Annotated in this window: 26 protein-coding genes and 1 pseudogene; 18 read left to right on the top strand and 9 right to left on the bottom strand. The window is 39.1% G+C overall.

The features are described from left to right. Positions 1–12: 12 nt before the first annotated feature. A complete protein-coding gene (locus K6V48_RS06740; RefSeq protein ID WP_222368673.1) occupies positions 13–354 on the bottom strand; it encodes a helix-turn-helix domain-containing protein in 342 nt (113 codons plus the stop codon). Positions 355–964: 610 nt separating this feature from the next. Here K6V48_RS06740 and K6V48_RS06745 point away from each other — a divergent pair. The 18 genes and pseudogenes from K6V48_RS06745 (at position 965) to K6V48_RS06835 (ending at position 15,957) form a co-directional block, all read left to right on the top strand. Further along, the gene (locus tag K6V48_RS06745) at positions 965–1,213 is read left to right on the top strand and encodes a hypothetical protein (RefSeq protein WP_220018189.1); all 249 of its coding nucleotides are present in this window, start codon (positions 965–967) and stop codon (positions 1,211–1,213) included. Positions 1,214–1,250: 37 nt separating this feature from the next. Continuing rightward, complete coding sequence (locus tag K6V48_RS06750) at positions 1,251–1,547, top strand: cytoplasmic protein (RefSeq protein ID WP_222368675.1); 297 nt, start codon at positions 1,251–1,253, stop codon at positions 1,545–1,547. An 18-nt stretch (positions 1,548–1,565) separates the two neighbouring features. Then, positions 1,566–2,018: a conjugal transfer protein gene (locus K6V48_RS06755; protein WP_161516696.1), complete on the top strand. Its 453-nt coding sequence runs from the start codon at positions 1,566–1,568 to the stop codon at positions 2,016–2,018. A gap of 15 nt (positions 2,019–2,033) precedes the next feature. Beyond that, positions 2,034–3,704 carry an FtsK/SpoIIIE domain-containing protein gene (locus tag K6V48_RS06760; RefSeq protein WP_222368677.1) on the top strand — a complete coding sequence of 557 codons (1,671 nt, stop codon included), beginning with the start codon at positions 2,034–2,036 and terminating at the stop codon, positions 3,702–3,704. A 208-nt stretch (positions 3,705–3,912) separates the two neighbouring features. Next, complete coding sequence (locus K6V48_RS06765; protein WP_222368679.1) at positions 3,913–5,175, top strand: replication initiation factor domain-containing protein; 1,263 nt, start codon at positions 3,913–3,915, stop codon at positions 5,173–5,175. Next, positions 5,159–5,389 carry a hypothetical protein gene (locus K6V48_RS06770; RefSeq protein WP_222368680.1) on the top strand — a complete coding sequence of 77 codons (231 nt, stop codon included), beginning with the start codon at positions 5,159–5,161 and terminating at the stop codon, positions 5,387–5,389. Before K6V48_RS06765 ends, K6V48_RS06770 begins: the two co-directional genes overlap by 17 nt. Before the next feature lie 12 nt (positions 5,390–5,401). Next, positions 5,402–5,683 (top strand): hypothetical protein, encoded by a 282-nt coding sequence (locus tag K6V48_RS06775; RefSeq protein WP_099390419.1) that lies wholly within the window; start codon positions 5,402–5,404, stop codon positions 5,681–5,683. Positions 5,684–5,686: 3 nt separating this feature from the next. Then, a complete protein-coding gene (locus K6V48_RS06780) occupies positions 5,687–6,229 on the top strand; it encodes a conjugal transfer protein (protein ID WP_222368682.1) in 543 nt (180 codons plus the stop codon). A gap of 12 nt (positions 6,230–6,241) precedes the next feature. Then, positions 6,242–7,222, top strand: a complete 981-nt coding sequence (locus tag K6V48_RS06785) for a conjugal transfer protein (protein ID WP_222368683.1) — start codon at positions 6,242–6,244, stop codon at positions 7,220–7,222. 5 nt (positions 7,223–7,227) lie between these two features. After that, the gene (locus K6V48_RS06790; protein WP_099390416.1) at positions 7,228–7,452 is read left to right on the top strand and encodes a hypothetical protein; all 225 of its coding nucleotides are present in this window, start codon (positions 7,228–7,230) and stop codon (positions 7,450–7,452) included. 1 nt (position 7,453) lies between these two features. Beyond that, a complete protein-coding gene (locus K6V48_RS06795; RefSeq protein ID WP_222368685.1) occupies positions 7,454–7,876 on the top strand; it encodes a conjugal transfer protein in 423 nt (140 codons plus the stop codon). 12 nt (positions 7,877–7,888) lie between these two features. Then, on the top strand, positions 7,889–10,393 hold the full coding sequence (locus tag K6V48_RS06800) for an ATP-binding protein (RefSeq protein WP_222368686.1): 2,505 nt from the start codon (positions 7,889–7,891) through the stop codon (positions 10,391–10,393). A gap of 14 nt (positions 10,394–10,407) precedes the next feature. After that, entirely contained in the window at positions 10,408–12,402 is a 1,995-nt protein-coding gene (locus K6V48_RS06805) for a conjugal transfer protein (RefSeq protein WP_222368688.1), read from the top strand. Further along, positions 12,389–12,616: a hypothetical protein gene (locus K6V48_RS06810; protein ID WP_099390412.1), complete on the top strand. Its 228-nt coding sequence runs from the start codon at positions 12,389–12,391 to the stop codon at positions 12,614–12,616. The genes K6V48_RS06805 and K6V48_RS06810 overlap by 14 nt, the downstream gene beginning before the upstream one ends. A gap of 18 nt (positions 12,617–12,634) precedes the next feature. Then, positions 12,635–13,747, top strand: a complete 1,113-nt coding sequence (locus K6V48_RS06815) for a phage tail tip lysozyme (protein WP_222368690.1) — start codon at positions 12,635–12,637, stop codon at positions 13,745–13,747. 459 nt (positions 13,748–14,206) lie between these two features. Then, positions 14,207–14,341 (top strand): annotated as a pseudogene (locus K6V48_RS06825) (CHAP domain-containing protein); the annotation flags it as partial. Between the two features lie 18 nt (positions 14,342–14,359). After that, a complete protein-coding gene (locus K6V48_RS06830) occupies positions 14,360–14,608 on the top strand; it encodes a hypothetical protein (RefSeq protein WP_014293934.1) in 249 nt (82 codons plus the stop codon). Then, a complete protein-coding gene (locus K6V48_RS06835) occupies positions 14,608–15,957 on the top strand; it encodes a tyrosine-type recombinase/integrase (protein ID WP_222368692.1) in 1,350 nt (449 codons plus the stop codon). Before K6V48_RS06830 ends, K6V48_RS06835 begins: the two co-directional genes overlap by 1 nt. A 98-nt stretch (positions 15,958–16,055) precedes the next feature. On the opposite strand, the gene K6V48_RS06840 is transcribed toward K6V48_RS06835, so the two are convergent. The 8 genes from K6V48_RS06840 to mecA all read right to left on the bottom strand — a co-directional run bounded on the left by K6V48_RS06840 (position 16,056) and on the right by mecA (position 24,962). Further along, positions 16,056–16,937 (bottom strand): class II fructose-bisphosphate aldolase, encoded by an 882-nt coding sequence (locus K6V48_RS06840; protein WP_172071126.1) that lies wholly within the window; start codon positions 16,935–16,937, stop codon positions 16,056–16,058. Between the two features lie 426 nt (positions 16,938–17,363). Continuing rightward, positions 17,364–18,779 carry a Fe-S cluster assembly protein SufB gene (gene sufB, locus K6V48_RS06845; RefSeq protein ID WP_024397013.1) on the bottom strand — a complete coding sequence of 472 codons (1,416 nt, stop codon included), beginning with the start codon at positions 18,777–18,779 and terminating at the stop codon, positions 17,364–17,366. Between the two features lie 400 nt (positions 18,780–19,179). Continuing rightward, complete coding sequence (gene sufU / locus K6V48_RS06850) at positions 19,180–19,620, bottom strand: Fe-S cluster assembly sulfur transfer protein SufU (RefSeq protein WP_172006952.1); 441 nt, start codon at positions 19,618–19,620, stop codon at positions 19,180–19,182. After that, entirely contained in the window at positions 19,607–20,833 is a 1,227-nt protein-coding gene (locus K6V48_RS06855; RefSeq protein ID WP_222368695.1) for a cysteine desulfurase, read from the bottom strand. The genes sufU and K6V48_RS06855 overlap by 14 nt, the downstream gene beginning before the upstream one ends. Before the next feature lie 4 nt (positions 20,834–20,837). Further along, positions 20,838–22,100, bottom strand: a complete 1,263-nt coding sequence (gene sufD / locus K6V48_RS06860) for a Fe-S cluster assembly protein SufD (RefSeq protein WP_222368698.1) — start codon at positions 22,098–22,100, stop codon at positions 20,838–20,840. A 16-nt stretch (positions 22,101–22,116) separates the two neighbouring features. Continuing rightward, on the bottom strand, positions 22,117–22,890 hold the full coding sequence (sufC, locus tag K6V48_RS06865; protein ID WP_002938165.1) for a Fe-S cluster assembly ATPase SufC: 774 nt from the start codon (positions 22,888–22,890) through the stop codon (positions 22,117–22,119). A gap of 171 nt (positions 22,891–23,061) precedes the next feature. Further along, complete coding sequence (locus tag K6V48_RS06870) at positions 23,062–24,246, bottom strand: glycosyltransferase family 4 protein (RefSeq protein ID WP_222368701.1); 1,185 nt, start codon at positions 24,244–24,246, stop codon at positions 23,062–23,064. After that, a complete protein-coding gene (gene mecA, locus K6V48_RS06875; RefSeq protein ID WP_222368705.1) occupies positions 24,243–24,962 on the bottom strand; it encodes an adaptor protein MecA in 720 nt (239 codons plus the stop codon). The genes K6V48_RS06870 and mecA overlap by 4 nt, the downstream gene beginning before the upstream one ends. Positions 24,963–24,999: the final 37 nt, after the last annotated feature.

A 24,999-nucleotide genomic window follows, 5' to 3' on the forward strand; every position in this document is an offset into this window, starting at 1 on the left:
AAAATCCTCTTTTTATCTTTTTTCCTCAAACGCTTTTTTTCGTTCTTTCATGAACTCGATGAGTTCTTCACGGAAGACGGTTTTTTCTTCTTCTGTTAGTCCATCAGAAGTCATGCGGAATAACAATTCGACATTTGCTAATTCGTCTTCCTGCTCTACTTCATTACCTAGCAAGCTATCTAGCGATACGTTGAAGATTTTTGCAATCTTGACGAGATTATCTTGGGTAGGTTTTTTTACTCCTCGCTCCCAATCGCCATAAGCTGGTTGAGAAATTCCTATTTTCTCAGCTAGCTCTTTTTGTGTAAGATTCGCTTGTTTCCTTAGTGTTTTCAGGCGTTCTGTAAATTTCATTTGTGCGTCCTTCAAAAAAATATAAAAATTTTTCAAAAAACCGTTGACAAATATAACTAATAGTTATATTATATATTCATAGCCAATGGTTATATTCTAGTTAAAAATTTAACACCAAGTTTGGAACATTGGCATCGATCATTGATAACTTAATAAAAAAGTGCGTCTGACAACCAGAGGACTGACTATCAAACTACACTAAACTTCGTATCTTTATTGTAATTGTTTTGATAAGAAAAGTCAAGTCCGTTTGTGGTTGAAGTTGAGATAGTAAAACAATTCTAGGAATTGTGGGCTCACACGCATTTCGGACTTTCGCACTTTTCCGAATAGTAAAGTGAACCGGCTTCGCCAAAGGGCGTAAGAGAATCGTGACAGGCGTGATAATGACTACCTGGATGATTGGCTGGGAAAGCGATGGTAATTGACGCAAAGCACCTTGCTAAACGTTGCCACCGTGAAAGGTTTGTCTAGTTCCTAGATAGGTCTTTCAACCAAATAACTCTTTTTCAAACGGACCACTTCTCTTTATTTCTCGGGAATAGTCTATGCTAAAGCTACTGGATTTTTCTAGTAGCTTTTGTTTTTACAATAAAGAAAGGAGGCATTTATGACCTCATATTTTGAACAATGCTTAGAGCGTCACTATCAAAATTACCTCTTTACACATAAAATGTACGCTCACAGCTTAGACCTGCAAGCAAGTCTCTTTAGTGCTGCCAAAGAAGAAATTGACACGCTCGTCAAGAAATTCAAGTCAACTGGCTATCCGCTTGCTGAATTGACTTATTATAGTCAAATCTACAAAAACAAAATCAATCGCTTTTACTTTGCTCAAGTCAGCCCTGTTATATGCTGATTTTTTTATTACTCAAATATAGAAACGGAGAATACTTATGATTCCTGAAACACTTGTTATGAAACCTGAATTTATCGGAACTTCTTATTATGAAAAACTTGGCAATGCGCCACGTACCATTTTTGGAAAAGAAGGGAAATACCAACGACACGTCCTGAATAGTCAGGTACATGGTTCGTTCCACGTCATCACACCTGCCACAAACACAATCTTTGATGAAGATACACAAGTCAAAGTAATCAACCCGATTTTCTTCCCAGACCGTGCAGTAAATGGTACCAACGTAGCACCTGCACTCAATGTCTTTGCTGAAAAACTGGAAATTGTAAAATAAGAAAGGAATTAGAAAACTATGGCTAAAACTGGATTAAACTTTGGAGAAAAACTACAGATTGTTGATAAAAGCTACCGCGTTATTACTGATGCCTTAAAGCTAGATGAAGTCTTTGGCAAATTGACTTTCCGCAGTTTGGAAGGTGCAGAACTCATTTATGAAGCGGATCGTAGCCAACGAAATGATGATGGATCTTTCGCCCAAGTTCCAACAGGGGAAATTCGTGGTATTACGGTTGGTATCCATTCTGCCAACCAACACGAAACGCTCTTTTTCACTATCGTGGATATGTCAGAACAAGAAATCGCTGACCTTAATCTCAACTACCGTGAAGAAGTAGAACTAACAGACATTGTGGTGACCTATTCAGCTATTGGACGAAACGATAACTATCGTCTCTATGCTTCTGGTATTAAGAAAAAAGGCGCTGCCGTTCCTAAGACGGAAAACAAAGCAGAAGACAAAAAATGATGCTAGGAGGTAGATATGCACCTCTTTACCTATCGTGGATTACGTGTCCATAAATTTCACAGGCATATTCGGGTGATAACCAGTCTTCTACTGTTATCACCTTTTTTAGTAGCGAATGGATTCTACTACTATCCCATCTATAATCAGCTTCTTGTTGACCCTTTACAGTATGTATCAAGTATCCTATTCACAACTATTCTACCAATCGTAGTTCTTTCAATCATTACACCTATTCTCTACCAGAAAATACTTTTCTTTCAACGCTTAAATACATTACGAATTATGGCTAATTTTCTTTTAGAAAATCGGTATTATACGTCAAAGACTATGAAACGAGAGGGGCGAACCAAGGAAAAAATTACTCTTCCAAAAGTCTACGTCAAACGTGGGAAATACCAACTACTTGTCTCTTTTATCCTTGAAGGCAATAAATTTCAAGACCGCTTTATCAATCTTGGCGCAACACTTGAAGTCATGTTCAATGGGGACTTTAGAAACAAAACCTTTGACGAGCGGTTCGTTCAATATGATATTACCATCAACCGAATTGCCTCCCGCATTCCTGTCTCAGAAGTTATTGTGACAGATAGAGGGCTACGCCTCATGAAAGACGTCTTCTGGGACTATATTTCAGAACCACACTTACTAATTGGTGGAGGAACTGGAGGAGGTAAAACTGTCATTCTCATGACAATTGTATTGGCACTCTCTAAAATTGGCTTCATTGATTTATGTGACCCGAAGAATGCTGACTTAGCTGGTCTAAAAAAAGCACCTGTTTTTAAAGGTCGTATCTTCATTTCAAAAGAAGATATCATATCATGCCTCAAGGAAAATGTCGCTGAAATGGAAGAACGATACGAGGCCATGCAAAATCATCCTGACTACAAAACTGGAAAGAACTTTGCTCAATACGGTCTCAAGCCAAAATTCCTTGTCTTTGATGAGTGGGCAGCCTTCATCGCTAAGATAGAAAATGACTATCGCCTACAAGCTGAAGCGACAGAATACCTGACCCAAATCATCCTTGAAGGGCGTCAAGCAGGAATGTTTGTGATTCAAGCCATGCAGCGACCAGACGGTGAATACATCAAAACAGCACTTCGTGACAACTTCATGAAACGCCTCACCGTTGGACACTTAGAAGATACCGGATACAACATGATGTTTGGGGATGCAAACCGAAACAAAGAGTTCAAAAAGCTAGATAAAATCAATGGCAAAAAGGTTCATGGCCGTGGCTACATTGCCAATAACGGTGAACTAGCTGGTGAGTTCTTCTCCCCCTACGTTCCATTCGATGAAGGATTTTCTTTTGAAGAAAAATTTATGAAATTACCAGTGTTGGAAGATGGACAAACTAGTGCTATGGATGAGAAAGAGGAACTTGAAAACAACAACGAGGCAATGGACACGAAAACCGAGAAAAATTATCAACTACTAACGGAATTCGCGAAGGAAAAGGACCTCCCCGTCAAAACTCTCCGGAAAATTATCTATTTGCTAGATGAACGAGGGATGCCTTTTGACAAGGAGGAAAACTCACTGGTTGTGACACCTTTTCAAGAACAGTTACTTCTTGAAACTTTGGAACTATTTGAGGCGGAAGGGCGCAAGTCTTATCCAAAGGCAGTTGAAAGTTGTCTCGCAAATCATGGGCTAGGACAAGAGCAAGGGCAAGCCTGACAACGTCAGGCGCAGACCGTAGCTCGCAGTTCCTTCGGCCCATGATTGTGTTTCAACCCCCGATTTCTAATAGGGGGGTAACATTTGTCAAAATGACAACATCCAACCCCCGAAACGCCAATGGTACCAAGGTTTTTCAAGATTAATCAAGTGTGTCACTTTGCCTCTAAAAACTGTGTCACTGACTAGAAAGGAGTTTTACTATTGAATGGATAAGTTAAATCCGCTACACCTCAAGAAATTTCGAAAGCAAACAGGTATGACCCAGAAACAATTTGCACAATCCATCGGAATTTCTACTCGCACCTATCGCAGTTACGAGGATGGTTCACGCGGACTGAGTTTGAATAAATTTAATCAATTCAAAGGGAAGCTTGGATTTCATAAGCATAATACAGAAGGCCTCATAGACGTAACGATTGACTATCTACGAATGACATTTATGTCTATTCGTGACCTATCCCACTTCTGTCAAACCTACCTTCACTGTTCTTTTACCGAGTTCAAAGAGTTTGAAACGAGACTCCTAAATTACTCAAGGCTCTGGAAACGAGGAAATATTTGGATATTTGATTTTTGGGATAAAATCGAAACAGGAAATTTCCAAGTAACCCTCCAACTCTCTGGACAAGGCTGTCGCGAAATGGAACTCATCCTAAAAAGCGAAAACCTTACCTGGCAAGAATTTCTCCAAGCAATGCTCTTTGATCTAACGGATAGCCGAATAACGAGGCTAGATATTGCCTTAGATGAACGCTACCTTGGTCACGAAAAAGAACACGAGCAATTTCATCTTTCAGATTTAATTACCAAAGTCTATAAGGAAGAGGTCCGATTCAAACATATCAGAAGCTGGAATCACATTGGAGGGGGCAGTCTTAAAAACGTAGGGGACACCGACGCTAGCCAAGGTATTTCTATTTATTTTGGCAGTCGTCAAAGCGATCTCTACTTCAACTTCTATGAAAAACGCTATGAGCTGGCTAGAAGCGAACAAATCTCCGTGGAGGAATCCTTGGAGATTTTTGGCATCTGGAATCGATATGAGTTACGCTTTTCTCAAGAAAAAGCACAACTCGCAATCGAAGAATTTGTCAACGGTGTTGACTTAGGAGAAATCGCACGGGGAATCATCAACCACGAAATACAGGTATATGACGGCACCAATAAATTTGGGGCGTTTCTACCTGATCAAAAATGGCAACGTCTCTTTGGAGGTACTGATCCTCTAAAACTTCAAATGAAGCCTGAACCCTATTCTATTGACAGAACGGTCAATTGGCTGATGTATCAGGTCGCAAATTCACTCAAATTAGTAGAGGAAGCTGACAAAATCATGAATACAGATTTTCTAAAAATGATTCATGCGAATGGTGAAATAACCGAGCGAGGCGAAAATATCTTACAAGATTTACAAGCATCCTATCACTTACAAAATATAGAAGGAGAACACTATGGAATACAAAGTTGAACTGAATAGTTTAGATGAATTTAAAGCATGGTCTGGTGCTAGAGAAACCCTAAACGTTGTCCAAGAACGTGGTGGAATCGAGCAACTCACCTGGCTTTGTGAGGAAATTTTCTCAGGAACAATTCCAACTGAAGGTGAAATCAATGACTGGCTATGGTTTGATGATGACTATATCTATCGCTCCCTTGGCTATGATGACCTTGTCGAGGAGTAACAGGAGGTATTTATGACCCATCCATATGCTGAACGGTGTAAATTACATACCAACAACCTATTGGCTGAAAGAGTCCAAAAAATCTATGCCGACATGAGAAAACCTTTGAATAATAGCGATGATCTTTTAGTCGCAATCCATACTGAAATAAGATACGCAGACTCAGACCGAACCTACCTCCTCAATAACGTACTGAAGCGTTTAGAAGAAGCCGACAAGCGCGAACGGCTCTTCTATGAGAAATTATCTAGCTTGGAATACCAGATTCGGCAAGCTCTTGATCCGAGTATCTAGCTGATGTTTATCAAAAATATTTATGAAGGGGCTACCTACTTTCATGAAACAAACGAAATCTGGTATCTATTTGTCGTATTGATGAAGGAGAAAGATTTTTATTTTGATACATTCGCGCGAAAAATAGATGATATGGATCACTACCAACATGCGTATTTTACAACGTCGGGCAAGGTCCTTGACTTTAATCGAAAGATGGACACTCATGTCGTCACCCTCTTTCGCCAAATCATCAAAGAACAACAAACCATATTTATGGAGGAAATAATCATGGCAAAACAAACTATTTTTGAAAAGAAAATCAAGTCTGTCTCTTTACAACTTGGTGAACTAATGAAAGCAAATAATGATAAGGAAGCCTGGACAAAAGCTGGTGAATTAAATAGCTTATTGAAAAACGAAGAGGCTGAAAAACTCCCTTTAGACTTCCTTGACCAGATTCGTTCAGAACTACGTAGCTACTACTACATTAACGGGGAAATCAATAAACTTCACAAACAGTTGTATGCAAAAGGCAATAAATTAGTTGAGTTAGCTAGTTTCTAATCAGGAGGAGTTATGACAAAATTCATTTTACTGATTAACCAGGTAAAACAATATCTGTCACGTTTCAAAAAGCAAGACAAGAAACGTGGTTCTCCAAAACTCATCAAAGCAACACGTAAAAACGTAAATATCCTAGTCCTTCTTGGATTAGGATGTTTCCTTTTAATTGGCATTCTTGGATCCATGCGTGCTATTGCCCTTTCCAGTAAAGTCACTCATCTGGAAACTGAAATTAGAAAGGCGCACTCTACACGCCTCACTCCAACAACTCCTTATACAGACTATCGCTTGAACTACTACCTCAATGACTTTGTGGCAGCCTATTTCACGTTTTCGGATAAAGCCGAAGAACAAGAAACTCAAATTGAAACACTCAATAATTTTTATAATGTCACCCCCACCATTAAGTCACAAGGTCAAAAACGAACACCTACCTCACTTGTTTCTGCTAAACTCTTACAACTGACTGATAACACTGCACAGTATCAAGTTACGTATAAACAAAAAGTGGAAGATAAAGAAGTGGAACTAACCACTGGCTTTTCCATTCCATATGGTAAGAATGATAAAAGCTACTACGTTTCCGGATTACCTTGGTACTCTAGTTTGACAGATGTTCAAGCCAAAGATGTGGACACAGATTCAGCACTAAGCCTGACGGCTACAGACAATGTTTCAGAAGAAATTCATGGAAGAGTAACTAAATTCCTTACTATCTTCTTTTCCAATTACACTACGGATCAAGATAACCTTGACCTTGTAGGCAAAGGTTTAATCGCCCTTGAAAACACAATTTTTCATTCGATAGATTATACCTACTTAGTTGAAGATACGGGCACAATCACAGCCTACACACAAGTCACATTTGAAGTTGCTGGCAATACTCGCTCCGAAAACTTTACGTTAACACTTACTCCAAAAGGAGACTCCTATTATGTAACTCAATTACTTCACACCATTCCAAATGATTATGCAAAACCAGAAGGAGAATAATATCTATGAATACTAGCTCACTACAACAATTCCTCCAAGGAGATGGATCTTGGATTATTACAGCAGTCGCAATTCTTTTAGCGATTAAAGCTTGGAAAAATAGTTCTTGGCTCCAGCTTTTCTCTGTTATAGGATTTTGGGGCATTATTATGTCAATGACCAAAGGACAACAGATTCTAGCTGTTATTGGTTGGTTCCTCCGTCTCTTTGGCATTGAAACGGGGCTTTGATATGAACACTGAAAAAGACCCGCTCTATGATTACGCTAGGGGGCTAAACGCTCCCTATTGGATTCAGGAAATCAAAACACAAAAAGGAACACGGATTTGGTACTTCGCAACACCTATGCAATTATCCTTTTTTGTTGTCTTTATCCTAGTTTTTGTCACTATGGTGCTAGGGCTTTCATTCATACTTGTCCCCCTCGCAAAAATTACGCACTCGATTTCCCTCTTATTATATGTGTATGTCCCTTATAAGCTGGCAAAGTTTTACACCGAATACGAACCACATGGAAAGAAAATGCATCTCTTTCTCGCGGACTACATTCACTATTTATATGAATTTCGCCTGAACAAGAAAGCTATCTACAACGATGAACGCGTGGATTCCTTTGAGGAAGAGGAGATTGTCTTTGAACAAACAAATCTATAGAAAGGAAGCAATATGGCTATCAACCTACAATATCCTATTAAAGCTACTTACAGAAATCTTATTTACCGAAAGGATAAACATGTCGCTGCCTATTTCAGGATTCCAAATACTCCAATCACTATAACTGATAACGATAAAAAAAGAAAACATAAATGGACTGTCAGTCAGCTGATTAAAAAGCTAGCGAAAAATCAACACTTTGAAATTTCACTCATCCCAAAAGATTACCTTCTTGAAGAGAAGATGCGTGATTTTATGGATGCCCTTTCTCCCAATAACCGAAAATTAGGTGAAGACTTACTTCTTCATACAGTCGATACATTGACAGATGAAATGGAAATCCCCTATCAATTTGATTGGTTGGTCGGTGTTCGTCTCAGAAAACATGACAAGGCAAGTAGTCTTACAGACCTCGCTTATGAACGGTTCTCCGAACTGACAGAAACCATCGCAAATGGACTTGGTTTTGAATTAGAAGAAGAGAAACCATGGTATGAAGACTATCTTTCCGATGAACAAGACTGTTTTCAAATTCTCTCGGCGCTTCGTTGTCGCCGTCTAACCAACGAAGAATTATTCTACTATCAACGAATGCAATACTTACGCTATATTCCACATTTCAAGGGGGAGGTGCTTGCTAATCGTTCACTGTTTAACGTGACAGATACCTTAATAAAAAGCTTGAGCGGTGGCTTTCTCAAGTTAGAAAGTCCCTACGGAACATCCTTCGTAACCATTTTGCCAGTCGGAAAATTCAATACTATATTCAACGGATTCCACTTAGGTGAGTTTATCCAACGCCTAAATTTTCCTGTAGAACTTCAAATCAAGGCGGAGTTTATTGACAGAAATAAAATAAAGGGAAAAATGGGACGCTCTAATACTCGATATAAAAATATTATGGAAGAGGCAGACAGTACCAATACCGTCCAACAAGATGAGATTATCATGGGCTCCTTTTCCCTAAAAGATCTGATGAAAAAAGTCGGAAATAAAGAAGATATTATCGAGTATGGCGCTTATCTCATCGTATCAGCATCTTCTATCACTCAACTTCGAAACCGTCGCCAAGTGGTGCTCAACTACTTTGATGATATGGGCGTTGAAATCAGTGAAGCAAGCCACGATACACCGTACCTTTTCCAAAGTCTTCTCTATGGACAAGACCTGCAAAAGAAAACAAGAACCTGGACCCACATGGTTACGAGTCGTGGCTTTGCGGAACTCATGCCATTTGCGAATACATCTGCTGGTAATCGTATTGGTTGGTACATCGGTCGTGTAGATAACTGGACAGGACGTTGGGATTCAATCGATAAAGCTATACATGCCTCAAAAAACATTGTCCTCTTTAATGCAACCGTCGGTAATAAAGAAGACATTGCAGGTAAAATAACCAAAAATCCACATATCATCATTACCGGTGCAACTGGGCAAGGGAAATCTTTCCTGGCACAAATCATATTTTTATCTGTTGCGCTCCAAAACGTAAAAACGCTGTACATCGATCCTAAAAGGGAACTTCGTCATCACTACGAAGAAATCATGCATTCTACAGAATTTTCTAGTCTCTATCCAGAACGAAAAAAACAACTGGAAGCATTCAACTTTGTCACACTCGATAGCTCACTCGCTTCCAATCACGGAGTGCTTGACCCGATTGTTGTATTGGATAAAGAACAAGCCGTGGAAGTTGCAAAAAATATGTTGGAATTCATACTTCAGGCCGTCGATAATGTCACAATGGATCAAAAGACAGCTATTACTGAAACCATCAATGATATTGTCGATAAGAGACAAGCAGGTCAAACAGTTGGCTTTAAGCATGTGCTTGTAGCGCTGAAAGATAGTCAAAATGATCAGATTGCCTCAGTTGGTCGTTATCTAACCTCTATCGTAACCAACTCAATTTTGGAGTTGGCATTCTCTGACGGCACTACACAAGGCCTCAATTATGACTCACAAGTGACCATACTTGAAGTCGCAAATCTAAAATTACCAAAAACGGATGCCACTAAGATTTCAGACCATGAACGGAACTCAATTGCACTAATGTTTGCTTTAGGAGCCTTTTGTACCCACTTTGGTGAACGAGATGAAAATGAAGATACTATTGAATTTTTTGATGAAGCATGGATACTGATGAAATCAGCTGAGGGCCAAGCAGTTATCAAGAATATGCGCCGTATTGGACGGTCAAAAAACAATACCTTAGCGCTTATCACACAATCCGTACATGACGCGGAAAATGACGATGATACAACTGGATTTGGAACAATTTTCGCCTTTTATGAAAAATCAGAACGAGAAGATATTCTTAAGCACATCCATTTAGAAGCAAATGAACAAAACTTAGAATGGATGGATAATATGATTCCTGGTCAATGTCTCTATTATGATGTCTACGGAAACCTCAATATGATTTCTATACACAATATCTTTGATGATATTGACATGCTCTTAAAACCAATGAAAGCAACTGTCTCATCCAGCCTAGAAAATAAATATGCTATGTAGAAAGGAGGGCTCATATGCAAGAAGCATTTGAGAAATTAAAAGGCGTCGATATCTTCGCTTTAAAATCATATCTTGAAAAGACCTCAAAAATTGAGACCTCCATCATCGTGGCAATGAACGAGATTTTTGTAAATCTCTTCTTTTTTGTCTTAAATCTTGTGGTAGGTTTTTTCTCACTAATGATTCGAGTTCTTGAAAATATAGATCTGTACGATTCCTACAAAACCTACGTCTATAATGCGGCCAATTCCATTTGGCAAGGGCTAACAGGCTCCACTTCGGGCGGACTTTCCAGTGGTTCATTGGTTTCGATGCTTCTTACAGTTGGAGCCTTTTACCTCTTTTATCAATATTTCTTTTCACGTGGAAACTTCATGCGGAAAGTTCTACATCTTTTTATCGTCACCGTCCTTGGATTTGGATACTTTGGAACAGTAGCTTCAACTTCAGGGGGGCTTTATATCTTAGATACAATTGAAGACCTTGCAGATACTGTCACGACAAAAATATCAAATATCTCTATTTCTTATGGAGATGGCAAGTCAATTAAAGTTGGAACCTCAATGGCTGATAGTTATATCGCCCAAACTTCTTACACTGCCTATGTCTTTGTGAATACTGGTCAAGAAAACGGGAAATATAAAAATAGTCAAACTGGAGAAGAAGAGGTGTTTGAGGATTCAAAAGTACTCGGTATTAGGAATGAGGCTGGTCAATTTGTTTCCGTAAAGAATAAAGACAGAGAAGAATATCTGGATAAACTAGGAAATGATGCAAATGATGGAAAAGAAAAAAACCGATGGGTATCGGCTGTATGGGACTATCTATTCATTGAAACCTTCTATGTTATTTTTAAAATCATTGAAGCCATTATTATTGCGATTCCACTAATTCTTGTACAAATACTAAATCTTATTGCTCAAATTATCGTCCTTGCTATGATCCTATTATTCCCTCTCTCATTGCTCGTCTCATTTGTCCCTGCAATGCAAGATATCATCTTTGGAATTATGAAAGTCATGTTTGGAGGACTTGTCTTTCCGACTATTACGACCCTTATTACGCTGATTATCCTTTACTTAGAAAAAGTCATTGAAAGTTTCATCACTTCAGGATTTGATGCAGTTATCGGAAATTTTTCATCTCTTGCCACCTTTGCACTACTCTTCAAGCTTATGCTTACTGTTATTGCAAAGGCTGCAGTCTACTACTTCCTCTGGATATATAAAGGTGAACTTATTGAGTTCATTATGGGATCTAGAGCACGATTGAAGATGGAAGACATTGGACATCAGGTCGAGACTAGAGTAACTCAAGGAAGAGAAATTATCCAACAAGTTCCAACAAGAAGTTTTGAAACGGCACAACACATTGGAAACTTTGCCTTAGCTGGAACTGGTTTTGTAGCAGGATCCGCTATTCATGCAACATCTCATATCAAGGATATAGGTAACAGATTGAAACCAAATCCTATACGAAAGGAAGAACCTGTAGAACAGGCGGAACAATCAAATACCATCGCTCCAGAACATAGACCACCTTCTCAATCGCCAAAACAAGATCCTATTTCTCCAGTAACACCAACCGTAACGACTGAAAAATTAGAAATCCATACACCAAAAGCGACAATGATTGAGCCAAACAGTCAACAACAAAAAGTATCTACAATCCGAGTCAGTCAAGAAAATCCAACAGAAGGCAAACATTCAAGTCCCAACAAGAAATCACATTTCCAAACATCAGAACCTTTACCAGATATGGAGTATCAGGAGCTCAAGCAACAATGGATTACGCCGCGTAAACAACGCAAAATGAAACGTCTAGAAAAAAAACTCAACCAATATGATCAGATTGGATCAATGTATCAGGCACAAGGATCCAATGCCTTTACAAAGAGTTTTCGTAAAACAATGACTAGAGACGACAAAATCAAAGCAAATATTGAGCGAAAAAATCATCTTATGAAAGAACTAAACAGACTGCGAGGTGAACAAGATGGACGCTATTAGAATCTATTCTAGAAATCAAATTCAAACACTCTTGGAAAAATACATTTATCAAGCTTATGAAGAAGATTTGAAAGCAATCAAAGTGACTGTTTTCTATCCTGTTGATGATCAGGAAGCCAGAAGAATTATTGAAACCTGTCGCGCAATGCAAGTCGTTTTGGATGCAAAATGGCTCTTCGGTACAATTATCTTCAAAGTTTATCTCAAACACTAAAGGAGGTGATGGGGTCACATGAAATTCCTATTTAAGCTTAGTTTGTTCACTCCACTTCTGTTGCCCCTTTTCCTTGTTGTCATTTTTGCGGCTGCCTTAGCTGGAAATCCCTCAAGCAATATAAGTAATGGAACAACTTTTGGAAGACAAACAACATTGACGGCTAAAGAGGTGGCACAAAAAGCTTCAATTTCAGAAGAACGAGCTGAGGACGTGATTAAAATTCTCAATTTTCAACTGTCAAAAGAAGGATTCACACTTGCAGGATCTAGCGGAAGCCTGGCAGTTGCAGAAAGAGAATCAGGTTTTGATCCTAAAGCCATTAATCCAAGCGGTGGTGTTGCCGGCTACTTTCAGTGGTCAGGCTGGTCAAATACAATTAACGGAAATCGTTGGTCAAAGGCATCCCGCAGAACACTCGACTCCGATATTCAGCTACAACTCATGTCTACAGAATTAAATGTGGATTATAAAAACGTTAAAACTGAAATGCAAAAGGCAACTGATCCTGCTCAAGCGGCCTTGTACTGGTCAGAACACTACGAAGGAGTTTCGCTATCCGATGGACAAACGAAGGCTGAAAAACTACAAAATGATGCCATCAAATGGTTCTCCATCTTCGATGGAACAATTACCTCAGGAAGTATCATACCATTTTCAGGTGAAACAGGTCTTACTACTGGAACCCTTCTTTCTTCTTTTACATTCCCATCCGAATACGCTGGAAAACTCAAATATGGTGTCCCAACTGAAAAATCAGTAACAACACAAGGAAATAACACCTATCCACCTGGTCAGTGTACTTGGTACGTCTGCAATCGGCTGATTGAGACAGGAATCAGTACAAACTCAGCTATTTACAACTACAATGGCAATGGCCAGGATTGGGTAAATAGTTTAGTAGCTAGAGGTTGGATGAAAGTAACCGAACCACAAGTAGGGGCAGTCATGTCTATAAAGGGTGGATATAGAGGAACTCCAGAAGAATATGGACACGTTGCCTTTGTCGAGGCTGTCAATAAAGATGGCACATTTCTCATTTCCGAATGCAATATTGGAGGTGTTCAAAATAAACCACATTATGCCGTCTTGACAAACCAAAGCTACTATAGCTTCGCCATTCCACAATAAGCTTTCGATCATTAGAACTGAAATAAACGAATAACAGCTCAGAAATGGGCTTGTTTTTATTTGCCCTCTACCTACATCAAATATAGTGATGGATCTTATGTTGTTTCTCGCTTTTACACGAATACAGCTTCTATCACGACAAACTTATCATCTACAGTTACTAAAAGTTTAAATGGGACAGCCATAGATGCACCTAATACAGATGGTGCACTAACTGAATACTCAAAGTCTGCTATTTGGGTACCCTATACCTACATGAATTCAGATACTTCAGGAACTGACGGAAAGTTTAAATTGTCCGAAGAGCAACTTAAAAGCTTAGTCGCATATAACGATGGCGATGATGATTATAAAGTCAGTGATGGATCTGAAGAAACTAAAATTTCTGAAATTGCAGGCAGTGAAAAAGAACCTAAGAATAACATGTTAAAATCCAATTGGGGTGCTATGTTCTCATACGCCTTTGTGGAGCAAGTCAAGCCTGACGGTTCAATATTAATCTCTGAATCAAATGCTCAAGGTCTGGGGGTTATCTCGTATCGAGTCTTTGATGCACAAATAGCTAAACAATTCACTTATGTGATTGGGAAATAAAATTAGAAAGGAACTAATATGCTAAAAATAAAATATGTACCTGTGGAAAACTGTGAAGCAGAATGGGGAGATAAAATGGCTTTAATAAAACGATTTGAAGGATTAAAATTAAAAACCCTTAATAATCTACTAACTGAAATGAGACTACACCCAACTTTTGCAGAATATGTCATTAACTCTGGACATAGAACAGTGTGGATAAACTTCAATGGTTTTTTGATGTTTTTGCGATTTAGACAAAACAAAAGATATAAGGAGGTAAGTTGATGAATAATATCCGCCTCCACTCTATTGTTCAGAAGAGTATAAAAAAATCATTTAAAAAAGGTTATGTAGATGTTAAATTCAGAACCCGCTTTATTAACCCTCTAACAGAAAAAAGGCGTGAAATTCTCTCAGAATGGTATACTGTTCCAAATAAAGCAGATGAAAATGGAAAAATAAAAATATCTCCTCAAATAAAATCTTTAGTTTATAAGGAGCTCCAAATTAAAGCAAATGAAACGTTTGAAGAAATAACAAAAAAATCACTCAAAGATAAAGAAAATATAACTTTAAATGAAGTTTGGACCTTATGGCATCAAGAAAGATTAAATCAGAAGTTAGTTCAACCTAAAACATTAGCAGGTGAGGAGGGTAGGTATAGAAATCATATTCAAAAGTATATTCCGCAAGAGACCCTAATAAAAAATATCCCTACAAATTTAATTAAAAACTTTATCGATTCTTTATATCCCATCGGGAGTCACAAAAGAATAGCTCAAAGTGTAAAATCAGATTTATCATCTATTTTTAAATACGCAATTGCTAATAACTTTATCTCTCCAGACCAGAATCCTATGCCCTACATTACAATTGGCAAAAAAGGACTTGAGGAAGAGATTAAAATTCTTAAGGAGAAAAATATTGAAGATTATTACTTAGAGTCATCGGAACTTAGGGAGGTCTTAGAGATAGTTAAAAAATATAACGAACAATACGCAAGAATATTTGAGTTCCAGGCACTTACTGGTATGAGAATTAGTGAAGTTTTAGGCTTAAAAATTGAAACTATTGATTTTGATAAAAAAATAGCTTCTGTAATTAGAAGTCGAGCTACTCATTCTGGAGCTTCAGAATCTAATTACGAAGGAAATGTAAAAAACTTACAAAGCTATAGAAAGGTTCAACTCTCAGATAGAGCAATTGAGATACTTCGTGAAGAAATTGAAGAAAACATTAAGCATATTCAATTCAACCCTGACTACAAAGATAACGGTTGGATTTTTACATCTAAAAGTAAAAACAAACCTGATTTCAATGGATCCCCTTTACATTATAGTGTTCTAAATAATTTTCTAAACTCTTCTCAAAATGGGAAGAAGAATAAAAAAGGCAATCAAAGACGTGTCGGTATAAATATTGATGAAAAGATAAGTTTTAATAAACATATTTCAACTCATATCTTCAGGCATACTCATATAAGTTTTCTTGCAGAACAAGGCGTTCCACTTGAAGCTATTCAAGATCGAGTAGGGCATAATAGAGGAAGTAGAGTTACTAATATATATCTCCATGTAACTCAAAAGACAAAAGACACAATCACACCTCTAATTGATTCATTAACTCAGCAATAACTCATCAAAGTATTAATGGGGGCAAATTGGGGGCAAAATCATACTAAAAAGGCTTATCCTTTCGGATAAACCTTGATTTAATCATGTATTATAACTGATTAAGCTTTGTTTGCTGAACCAAATACGTCAATACGTTCTTCAACAGATTCTTGGATAGCTTTCACGCCGTCTGCCAAGAATTTACGTGGGTCAAAGAGTTTTTTCTTATCGTATTCTGCTTCGTTTGCTTCATAAGCTGCTGCAAATTTACGAGTTGCATTTGCGAATGCGATTTGGCACTCAGTATTTACGTTAACTTTAGCAACACCCAATTTGATTGCTTCTTGGATTTGCGCATCTGGAATACCTGAACCACCGTGCAATACGATTGGGAAACCTGGTACAGCTTCAGTCAATTTACGCAAGTGATCTAGGTCAAGACCTTCCCAGTTTGCTGGGTATGGACCGTGAATGTTACCGATACCTGCTGCCAAGAAGTCAATACCAGTTGCAACCATTGCTACTGCGTCTTCAATTGGAGCCAATTCACCAGCACCTACGATACCATCTTCTTCACCACCAATTGTACCAACTTCAGCTTCAACTGAGATACCTTTAGCGTGTGCCAATTCTACAACTTCTTTTGCTTTTGCAAGGTTTTCTTCTACTGGAAGGTGCGAACCATCAAACATGATAGAAGTGTAACCAACTTCGATACATTCAAGTGCATCTTCATAGTGACCGTGATCAAGGTGAATAGCGACTGGAACTGTAATGTTCATTGATTCAATCAAGTTTGCAATCAAGTTACGAGCTACTTTGTAACCACCCATGTACTTAGCTGCACCCATAGAAGTTTGGATAAGAACTGGAGCTTGTTTTGCTTCTGCTGCACGCAAGATAGCTTGAGTCCACTCAAGGTTGTTTGTGTTAAATCCACCAACTGCATAACCGTTGTCACGAGCTGCTTGGACAAATTTTTCTGCTGAAACTAATGGCATTTCGAAAGCCTCCTAATATTTTTTGAGGTTGTACCTCATACTCCTCTATTCTACCATTTTTATTTTGAAAATGCTAGCTGAAACCGTTTGTTTTGAGAAAACTTTCACATATCTTTTCATGAAAATGTAATCTGGTAGTATAACTTTCATGCGATCAACCATGTAATCTACAAGAGACTTGCCAATAGTTAAAGAAAAAATACCTCTGAGAAACTGGAGTCACTCCTTATTTCCAACTTTCTTGGCGAGAGTTCCTTAGGAACTCCTAACTACATATCGTTTTCTTACAGGAAACGACGAGCGTGAAAGGAATAAGATTTTTATAAGATTACAAAGAAGAGCGACTTCCGTCGCTCCTCATCTCCTACTTCAGTGGGGAGTTTGACGGGCTTGAACAGCTTTAAAGCTGTTCAAGTTCGCGGCAAACTATCCCACTGAACCCTCCATTTCATAGGCAATCAGTCTGTTGAGTTCGACTGCGTATTCCATTGGGAGTTCTTTTGTGAATGGTTCGACAAAGCCCATGACAATCATCTCTGTAGCTTCAGATTCGGATAGTCCTCGGCTCATGAGGTAGTAAAGCTGTTCTTCTGAGATTTTTGATACTTTGGCTTCGTGTTCGAGGGCCACCTGCGAGTTGTGAATTTCATTGAATGGGATTGTATCTGATTTAGAAATTCCATCCATAATAATAGTATCACATTCGATGTGGCTAATCGACTTGGCTGAATTTTTAGCAAAAGTTACCTGACCACGATAATTCACTTCTCCACCGCCACGGGCAATAGATTTAGATACGATTGAAGATGAAGTCCGTGGTGCGTTGTGAATCATCTTGGCACCGGTATCCTGTACCTGACCCTTGTTGGCAAAGGCAATGGACAACATAGTACCACGCGCACCTTCGCCTTCCAAGTAAACCGCAGGGTATTTCATGGTCGTCTTAGCACCAAGGTTTCCGTCAATCCACTCAACTGTGGCATTTTTTTCGGCACGGGCACGCTTGGTTACCAAATTATAGACGTTGTCAGACCAGTTTTGAATGGTCGTGTACCGCATATAGGCACCTTCATGGGCAATGATTTCCACAATGGCAGCATGGAGGCTGGCAGTTGAGTAAGTCGGAGCTGTACAGCCCTCTACGTAGTGAACACTTGCACCTTCATCTACGATGATGAGGGTACGTTCAAACTGACCTGTCCCCTCATTGTTGATTCGGAAATAGGTTTGGAGTGGAATATCCAACTTAACCCCTTTCGGTACGTAGATGAAGGTCCCGCCTGACCAAACCGCTGAGTTGAGGGCGGCTAGTTTATTATCTGACGGCGGAACAAGTTTTCCAAAGTATTTTTTGAAGAGTTCAGGGTGTTCCTTAAGCGCTGTATCTGTATCTGTAAAGATAATGCCGTGCTTGTCGTACTCTTCCTTCATGTTGTGGTAGACCACTTCTGATTCGTACTGGGCAGAAGCACCTGCCAGGTAGGCACGCTCAGCTTCTGGAATACCAATACGTTCAAAGGTTTCTTTGATTTTGTCTGGTACATCATCCCAGCTACGTGCCGGTTTATCCGATGGTTTTTGATAGTAAACAATATCATCAAAATCCAGCTCAGACAAGTCGGCTCCCCAAGTTTGCATAGGCATTTTCTTAAAGGTTTCGTAGGATTTCAAACGGAATTCCAACATCCATTCAGGCTCACCTTTGATACGGGACATTTCACGAATGACTTCTTCGTTCAAACCCTTACCAGTCGAAGCCACCAGTTCCACATTTTCATCATGGAATCCAAATTTGTATTCCCCAAGATCAATCGGGGTTGGTTCAATTCTTTCTTCTGACATAATATAAGATACTAAGCCCATTAAGAAAGCAAATGAAAAATTGAGAATCGATTTCGTGTGCAAACACACGAGGAGATTTATCTCTTTTCAAAAGCTTTTAGGGCGAGTTCAATTTCAATTCCAATCAGAAACTGAACAATCCTTTCTGTATGATTTTCATTTTGTTTATTTATTGGTTTTCAATCAGCACTCTCACTGCGTTCCAGTGCTTTCTTCAAGACACTAAACCTGGTTGGGACTTGCTATTTGAATCCATGTTTCGCAAAGCGAATGTTAAGGTCTATCAATGACACGAACTACGTTCGCTTCATTTCCAACCTCCAAAGGTTCCCCAAACCTTCGGAGCTAATTCGCTGATTTTGGTATTATCGACCAAAATCGCTCATGTCGCAGTTGCCCTTCATTCAGCACTCTCACTACGTTTCAGTGCTTTCTTCAGGGCATTCCATGGTAAAGTAGCACATTTGATGCGTTGAGGGAATTTTGCGACACCAGCTAATAATGAGGCATCTTCCAGTTCCTTTTGGCGTTCATCTTTTTGACCTTGGACCATTTGTGAAAAGACTTCTGCTAATTCTTGCACGTGTATCTTTTCTTTTCCAATAACGGCATCCGTCATCATTGAAGCCGATGCAGTTGAAATAGTGCACCCTTCTCCATCAAACGCAATGTCTGTTATAACACCATTTTCAACTTTGACAGATAATTCAATTACATCTCCACAGGTTGGATTGTGAAGCTCTAGCTTTTCCACTCCGTCCAAACTCCCATGGTGATGAGGCGACTTAGAGTGTTCAGAAACAACTGCCATATAAAGAGAATCTAATCTAGATAGGGCCATTGAAAAACTCCTTCGTCTTTATCAAAGCTTCGACCAACTTGTCGCAATCAGCCTTTGTATTGTATATGTAGAAACTTGCTCGAACTGTAGCAGGTACCTGCAAATACTTGAGGAGAGGCTGAGCACAATGGTGTCCTGCTCTTACGGCAACTCCTTCATAATCCAGAGCCGTAGCCACATCGTGAGGATGTAGATGATCTAAGTTAAAGGCAACAAGTCCAGTTCTTTTGGCTACATCCTGACTTCCATATATTGTTAAACCAGGAATGGCCTTTAGTTTCGGCCAAAGATAGGTAATGAGTTCTTCTTCATGCTCACGAACTCTATCCATACCAATTTGATTCAAATAGTCAATCGCTGCTGCAAGACCGATTGCACCCGCTATATTCGGAGTTCCTGCCTCAAACTTCCATGGTAATTCTTTCCACGTAGCTGATTGCTCATAGACAAAGTCAATCATCTCACCACCAAATTCAACAGGAAACATCTGGTTCAAAATCTCTTCCTTACCATAAAGTACCCCTATTCCAGTTGGTCCTAACATCTTGTGGCCTGAAAAAGCAAAGAAATCAACATCTAAATCTTGAACATCTATAGCTATGTGTGGAGTTGATTGTGCTCCATCCACTACCAAATAAGCTCCTACTTCGTGTACCAAAGTTGCAATTTGCTTAATGGGTGCAATTGCCCCCAAAACATTGGAAATATGGGCAATGGAGACAAACTTAGTTTTAGAAGACAAAAGTGATTTCAAGTGTTCTACATCAATTTCACCATCTTGTAGATAAACATAGCGGAGCTGTGCACCGGTTTGTTGACAGGCTTGTTGCCAAGGAATGATATTTGAATGATGCTCCTGGACGGAAATGATTACTTCATCGTCTGGCTGTAGAATTTCTCTAGCAAACTGAGCAACCCAGTTTAAACTCGTTGTTGTTCCGCGAGTAAAGAGAATTTCCTTGCTTGATTTTGCATGAATAAAATCTGCAACCGTTTGACGAGCAGCTTCATACCGAGCTGTTGCCCGTTCTGAAAGGGTATGCACCCCTCGGTGAACATTGGCATTATCATGTTGATAGTAATCAGCAAGTACGTCCAGAACCTGCTGAGGTTTTTGGGTGGTCGCAGCATTATCCAAATAAACCAAGGGCTCATCATTGACAAACTGGTCTAAAATTGGAAAATCCTTGCTAATACCATTCAATTCCTTCATAAACTTATCTCTTTGTTAATATTTCATCAATTACTACGACTAGTTCATCACGAACTTCCTTGACCGGAATTTCTGTGATAACAGACCCAAGGAAACCACGAACAACTAAACGCTCAGCTGTTGCACGATCCAAACCGCGACTCATGAGATAGTACATATCCTCTGGATCAACCTGACCAATGGAGGCCGCGTGGCCCGCAGTTACTTCATTCTCATCAATAAGGAGTATTGGATTGGCATCTGATCGCGCCTTATCCGACAACATCAACACACGGCTTTCTTGTTGAGCATCAGCACCTTTGGCACCACGAATAATGTGGCCAATTCCATTAAAGGTCAAGGTTCCACTCTCTAAAATAACACCATGTTGAAGAATATGCCCCACCGAATTATAGCCATAGTTGGTTACCCGTGTATCCACACCTTGCACTTGACGACCAGATGATAAAGCTACCACTTTGAGGTTCGCATGACTTCCATTCCCTTTTAAGTCACTATCAAAATCGGCGACGACATTTCCTTGGTTCATTAAGCCGATTGCCCAATCAATACTTGCATCATTACCAAGTAAACCACGACGTGCGATATAGGTATCTAAATGCTTTCCTAAGCGATCAATCGCAGCAAATTTAATTTGACTCCCCGCTTGTGCAATGATTTCAACAACAATGTTGGCGGAACTAGCCACATTTCCATCACCCAAACTTTCAAAACGTTCTAAATAATTGAGCTTGACATTTTTCCCAGCGATGATTAAAACCCGCTTGTTAAAGGCAACCGGACTGGTACTATCTTGGTAGAATAAAGCTTCAACAGGTTGCTCAATTTCAACATGGTCTGGAACATAGAGTATTGCAGTTGCATTAAAATAGGCTGTATTGTAAGCTGAAAGTTTGTGTTCATCATAGGCAACAGCTGCACCTAAGTATTTCTCAATGACATCTGGAATCACATCCATGGCAGATGCAAAATCTGTAAAGACGACGCCCTGTTCCACCAAATCCATCGGTAACTGCTCTAAAACAGTTTGACTGCCAACTTGCACCAATTTTGGATTATCGCCAAGCTCTGTAAAATCTGGAACTGAACCAATTGCATCATTGGTTTCCAAACGTCCATCTCCTAAATTCCAACGGTGAAATTTAACGCGCTCAACAACTGGCAAGTCTAGCTCAGCTACTTTTTCAAAGGCCTTGAGACGGAGATCTGTCAACCAAACTGGCTCTGCCTGTTCTAATGAAAATTCTTGAATTCTATCTTTGGTCATATATCCCTCCAAAGACTTAAATGTCATCTTCTTTGTAGTCAATGCCAAGTTCGGCAGCTACTTGTACGTAACCTTCTTTTTCCAAACGTTGTGCCAATTCTGGTCCGCCTGAAAGAACAACACGTCCTTCCATCATGACATGAACAACATCAGGTGTAATGTAGTTCAACAAACGTTGGTAGTGGGTAATAATCATTGCACCAAAGCCTTCGCCACGCATGGCATTGATTCCTTTTGAAACCACTTTAAGCGCATCAATATCCAAGCCTGAATCAATCTCATCAAGAAGTGCAAAAGTCGGTTCCAACATAAGCAATTGCAAAATTTCGTTACGTTTCTTTTCACCACCTGAGAAACCTTCATTGAGGTAACGCTCTGCCATTTCTTCTTTCATGTTTAGAAGTTCCATTTTTTCATCCAGCTTAGTGATGAAATCACGAACTGAAATCTTGTCCTCATCTTCCTTACCAGCATTCATAGCTGCACGGAGGAACTCTGCATTAGTGATACCTGGAATTTCTGATGGGTATTGCATAGCCAAGAAGAGTCCCATACGGGCACGTTCATCAACTTCTAATTCCAAAATGTTTACACCATCAAAAAGAATCTCACCTTGGGTAACTTCATAGCTTGGATTGCCCATAATCGCTGCTGAAAGGGTGGATTTTCCTGTTCCGTTAGGTCCCATGATAGCTGCAATTTCACCTGTTTTCAGGGTCAAATTCACACCCTTTAGGATTTCTTTTCCTTCAATTTCCACATGAAGGTCTTTGATTTCTAATACTGACATACTACACTCCTTATATTGTTCATCCTCGTTAAAAACCATACGTATCTTTACATTGTGTTTTTATCGGGCATGGATTTATTTTTATAGTCTTTTCTGACAATTTTAATAAATCATATCTTGTATATTATACCAAAAAAAGAGCCAAAGGGCTCTTTCTTTGTCTTCAGAAGATTAATTATTTTTCTTAGTATCCTGCGAATCTGAACGTTTTATTTTTCTCTTTGCAATCATTTCTTGTCGATATGAACTGTTTCCAATAAAACGCAATATATTTAGGACAGGTGTCCTATTTTCACCAAAAATTCCAATCAATTCACACAAGATTTCCACGCCCAAGGCAAGTGCAACCACCAACAAGACTCCACCTGCTCGACTGGAAATATTCAAAAGTAAGGACGTTAAGGAAAAAATAAATGAAATCGCATAAATGACTAACACAGTTCCACGATGCGTCAGCCCTAGCGAGAGCAATCGGTGATGCAAATGCATCCGGTCAGCTTCATAAATCTTTTTCCCGGATAATTTTCGACGAATGATGGCCACGACTGTGTCAGTTATTGGAACACCCAGTATAATAATCGGCGTTACAACCGCTACCGCTGTAGAGTTTTTCAATCCCTGCAGGGAGAAGACGCCAATCATAAACCCAATAAATAGAGCTCCAGCATCACCCAAATAAATAATAGCCGGATGGTAATTATAGGGAAGAAAACCCGCTATCGCTGCAACCAAAACAAAAATAGTTAAACTCAAGAAAATATTACTATCGTACAAAAAGAAATAAGATACGATTCCCATTGTCATAAGAGATATAATGGATACCCCTGCAACCAAGCCGTCTAAACCGTCAATCAAATTAACTGCATTTGTAATCGCCACAATCCACAGAACAGTTAAAAAGAAAGCCAACCAAGTTGGAAATTCTATCAGCGGACCTCCAAAAGGAACTTTAAAACTATCGAAATGAAAGTCCGTAAAAAACCAAATGATGCCTGCTGCAATAATAATTCCTAAAAGTTTGGGAAACGGATCTAGTTCTTTTATATCATCAATAAGACCCGTTAACACTACTATCGCTCCAGCTATTACTACTGGTAAAATATAGTCTACGTAAGTTGAAGATAGATGAATCCGTGCGACTATCAACGGTAAAAAAATCAAACTAGCCACAGCAAAAGCAATAAATATCGCTAGCCCCCCACCTGATGGCATTGGTACTTTGTTAATCCGTCTCGCATTAGGATTGTCAACTGCACCAACTCGAAAAGCCAACGAACGAACCAAGGGAGTCAAAATAACAGCTAGAACAACAGTTGATATCAAGACCATGACATACTTGAGTGCAAAAGGAATCATACCATCTGCACCTTCCTAAGCTCATCAATTGCTCCAACACCTAACAGCAACAGTCCATGTTCTTGTAGGAATGGCCTCATCAATTTTGTATCATTCGTAAATTCTAGCATCCGAGAAAGGATGTACTCCGGATACTGTTTTGAACGCTCAGCTACATTTAATAGAACTGTCATATAATAACGATTTTCTAATTTGTATAGCTCAGATTCTTCAACAGGATAATCAACTGTTTGAACAAAATTTACAATATCCAGAACTGTTGAAAACTCTAAGATATAATAAATATATGGTTCTTGATCATCTTCATTTTCTTCTGCCTGCTCTACATCTTCCAATCTTTGAACAGCCTTCGTATCTTTTGCACTTTTTGCACGTACTGTCTGTTCCAAACTTTTCAACAATTCATCTGGAGTCATTCTTGATACATCGCCTAATTCCGATAAATCTGTAAATTCATCAAAATTTAAACTTTGATCCATTTCAGATTTTGTGACAAAAATATCCACTTTATCCGGTTTTGGAGTTACTCTAAAACTAAGCATCCCACTTTCACGGAAAGTCATTGGCAAGTCCAACTCATCTAAAACGGTATAAAAAAATTTCTCCGTTTTTTCTTGGGGAATAAGGAAATCCGCAATTTCCATCCCGCGCTCCTCTAAATCTTCTAATTGGATAGTGATTTTTAAAGTCGAATCACTTATTTGTTTTACTTTCATAACTACCTCATTCATCTAGTACGGTATTTCTAGCCTA

The organism is Streptococcus suis, from assembly GCF_019794555.1.
Lineage (GTDB): Bacteria > Bacillota > Bacilli > Lactobacillales > Streptococcaceae > Streptococcus > Streptococcus suis_AB.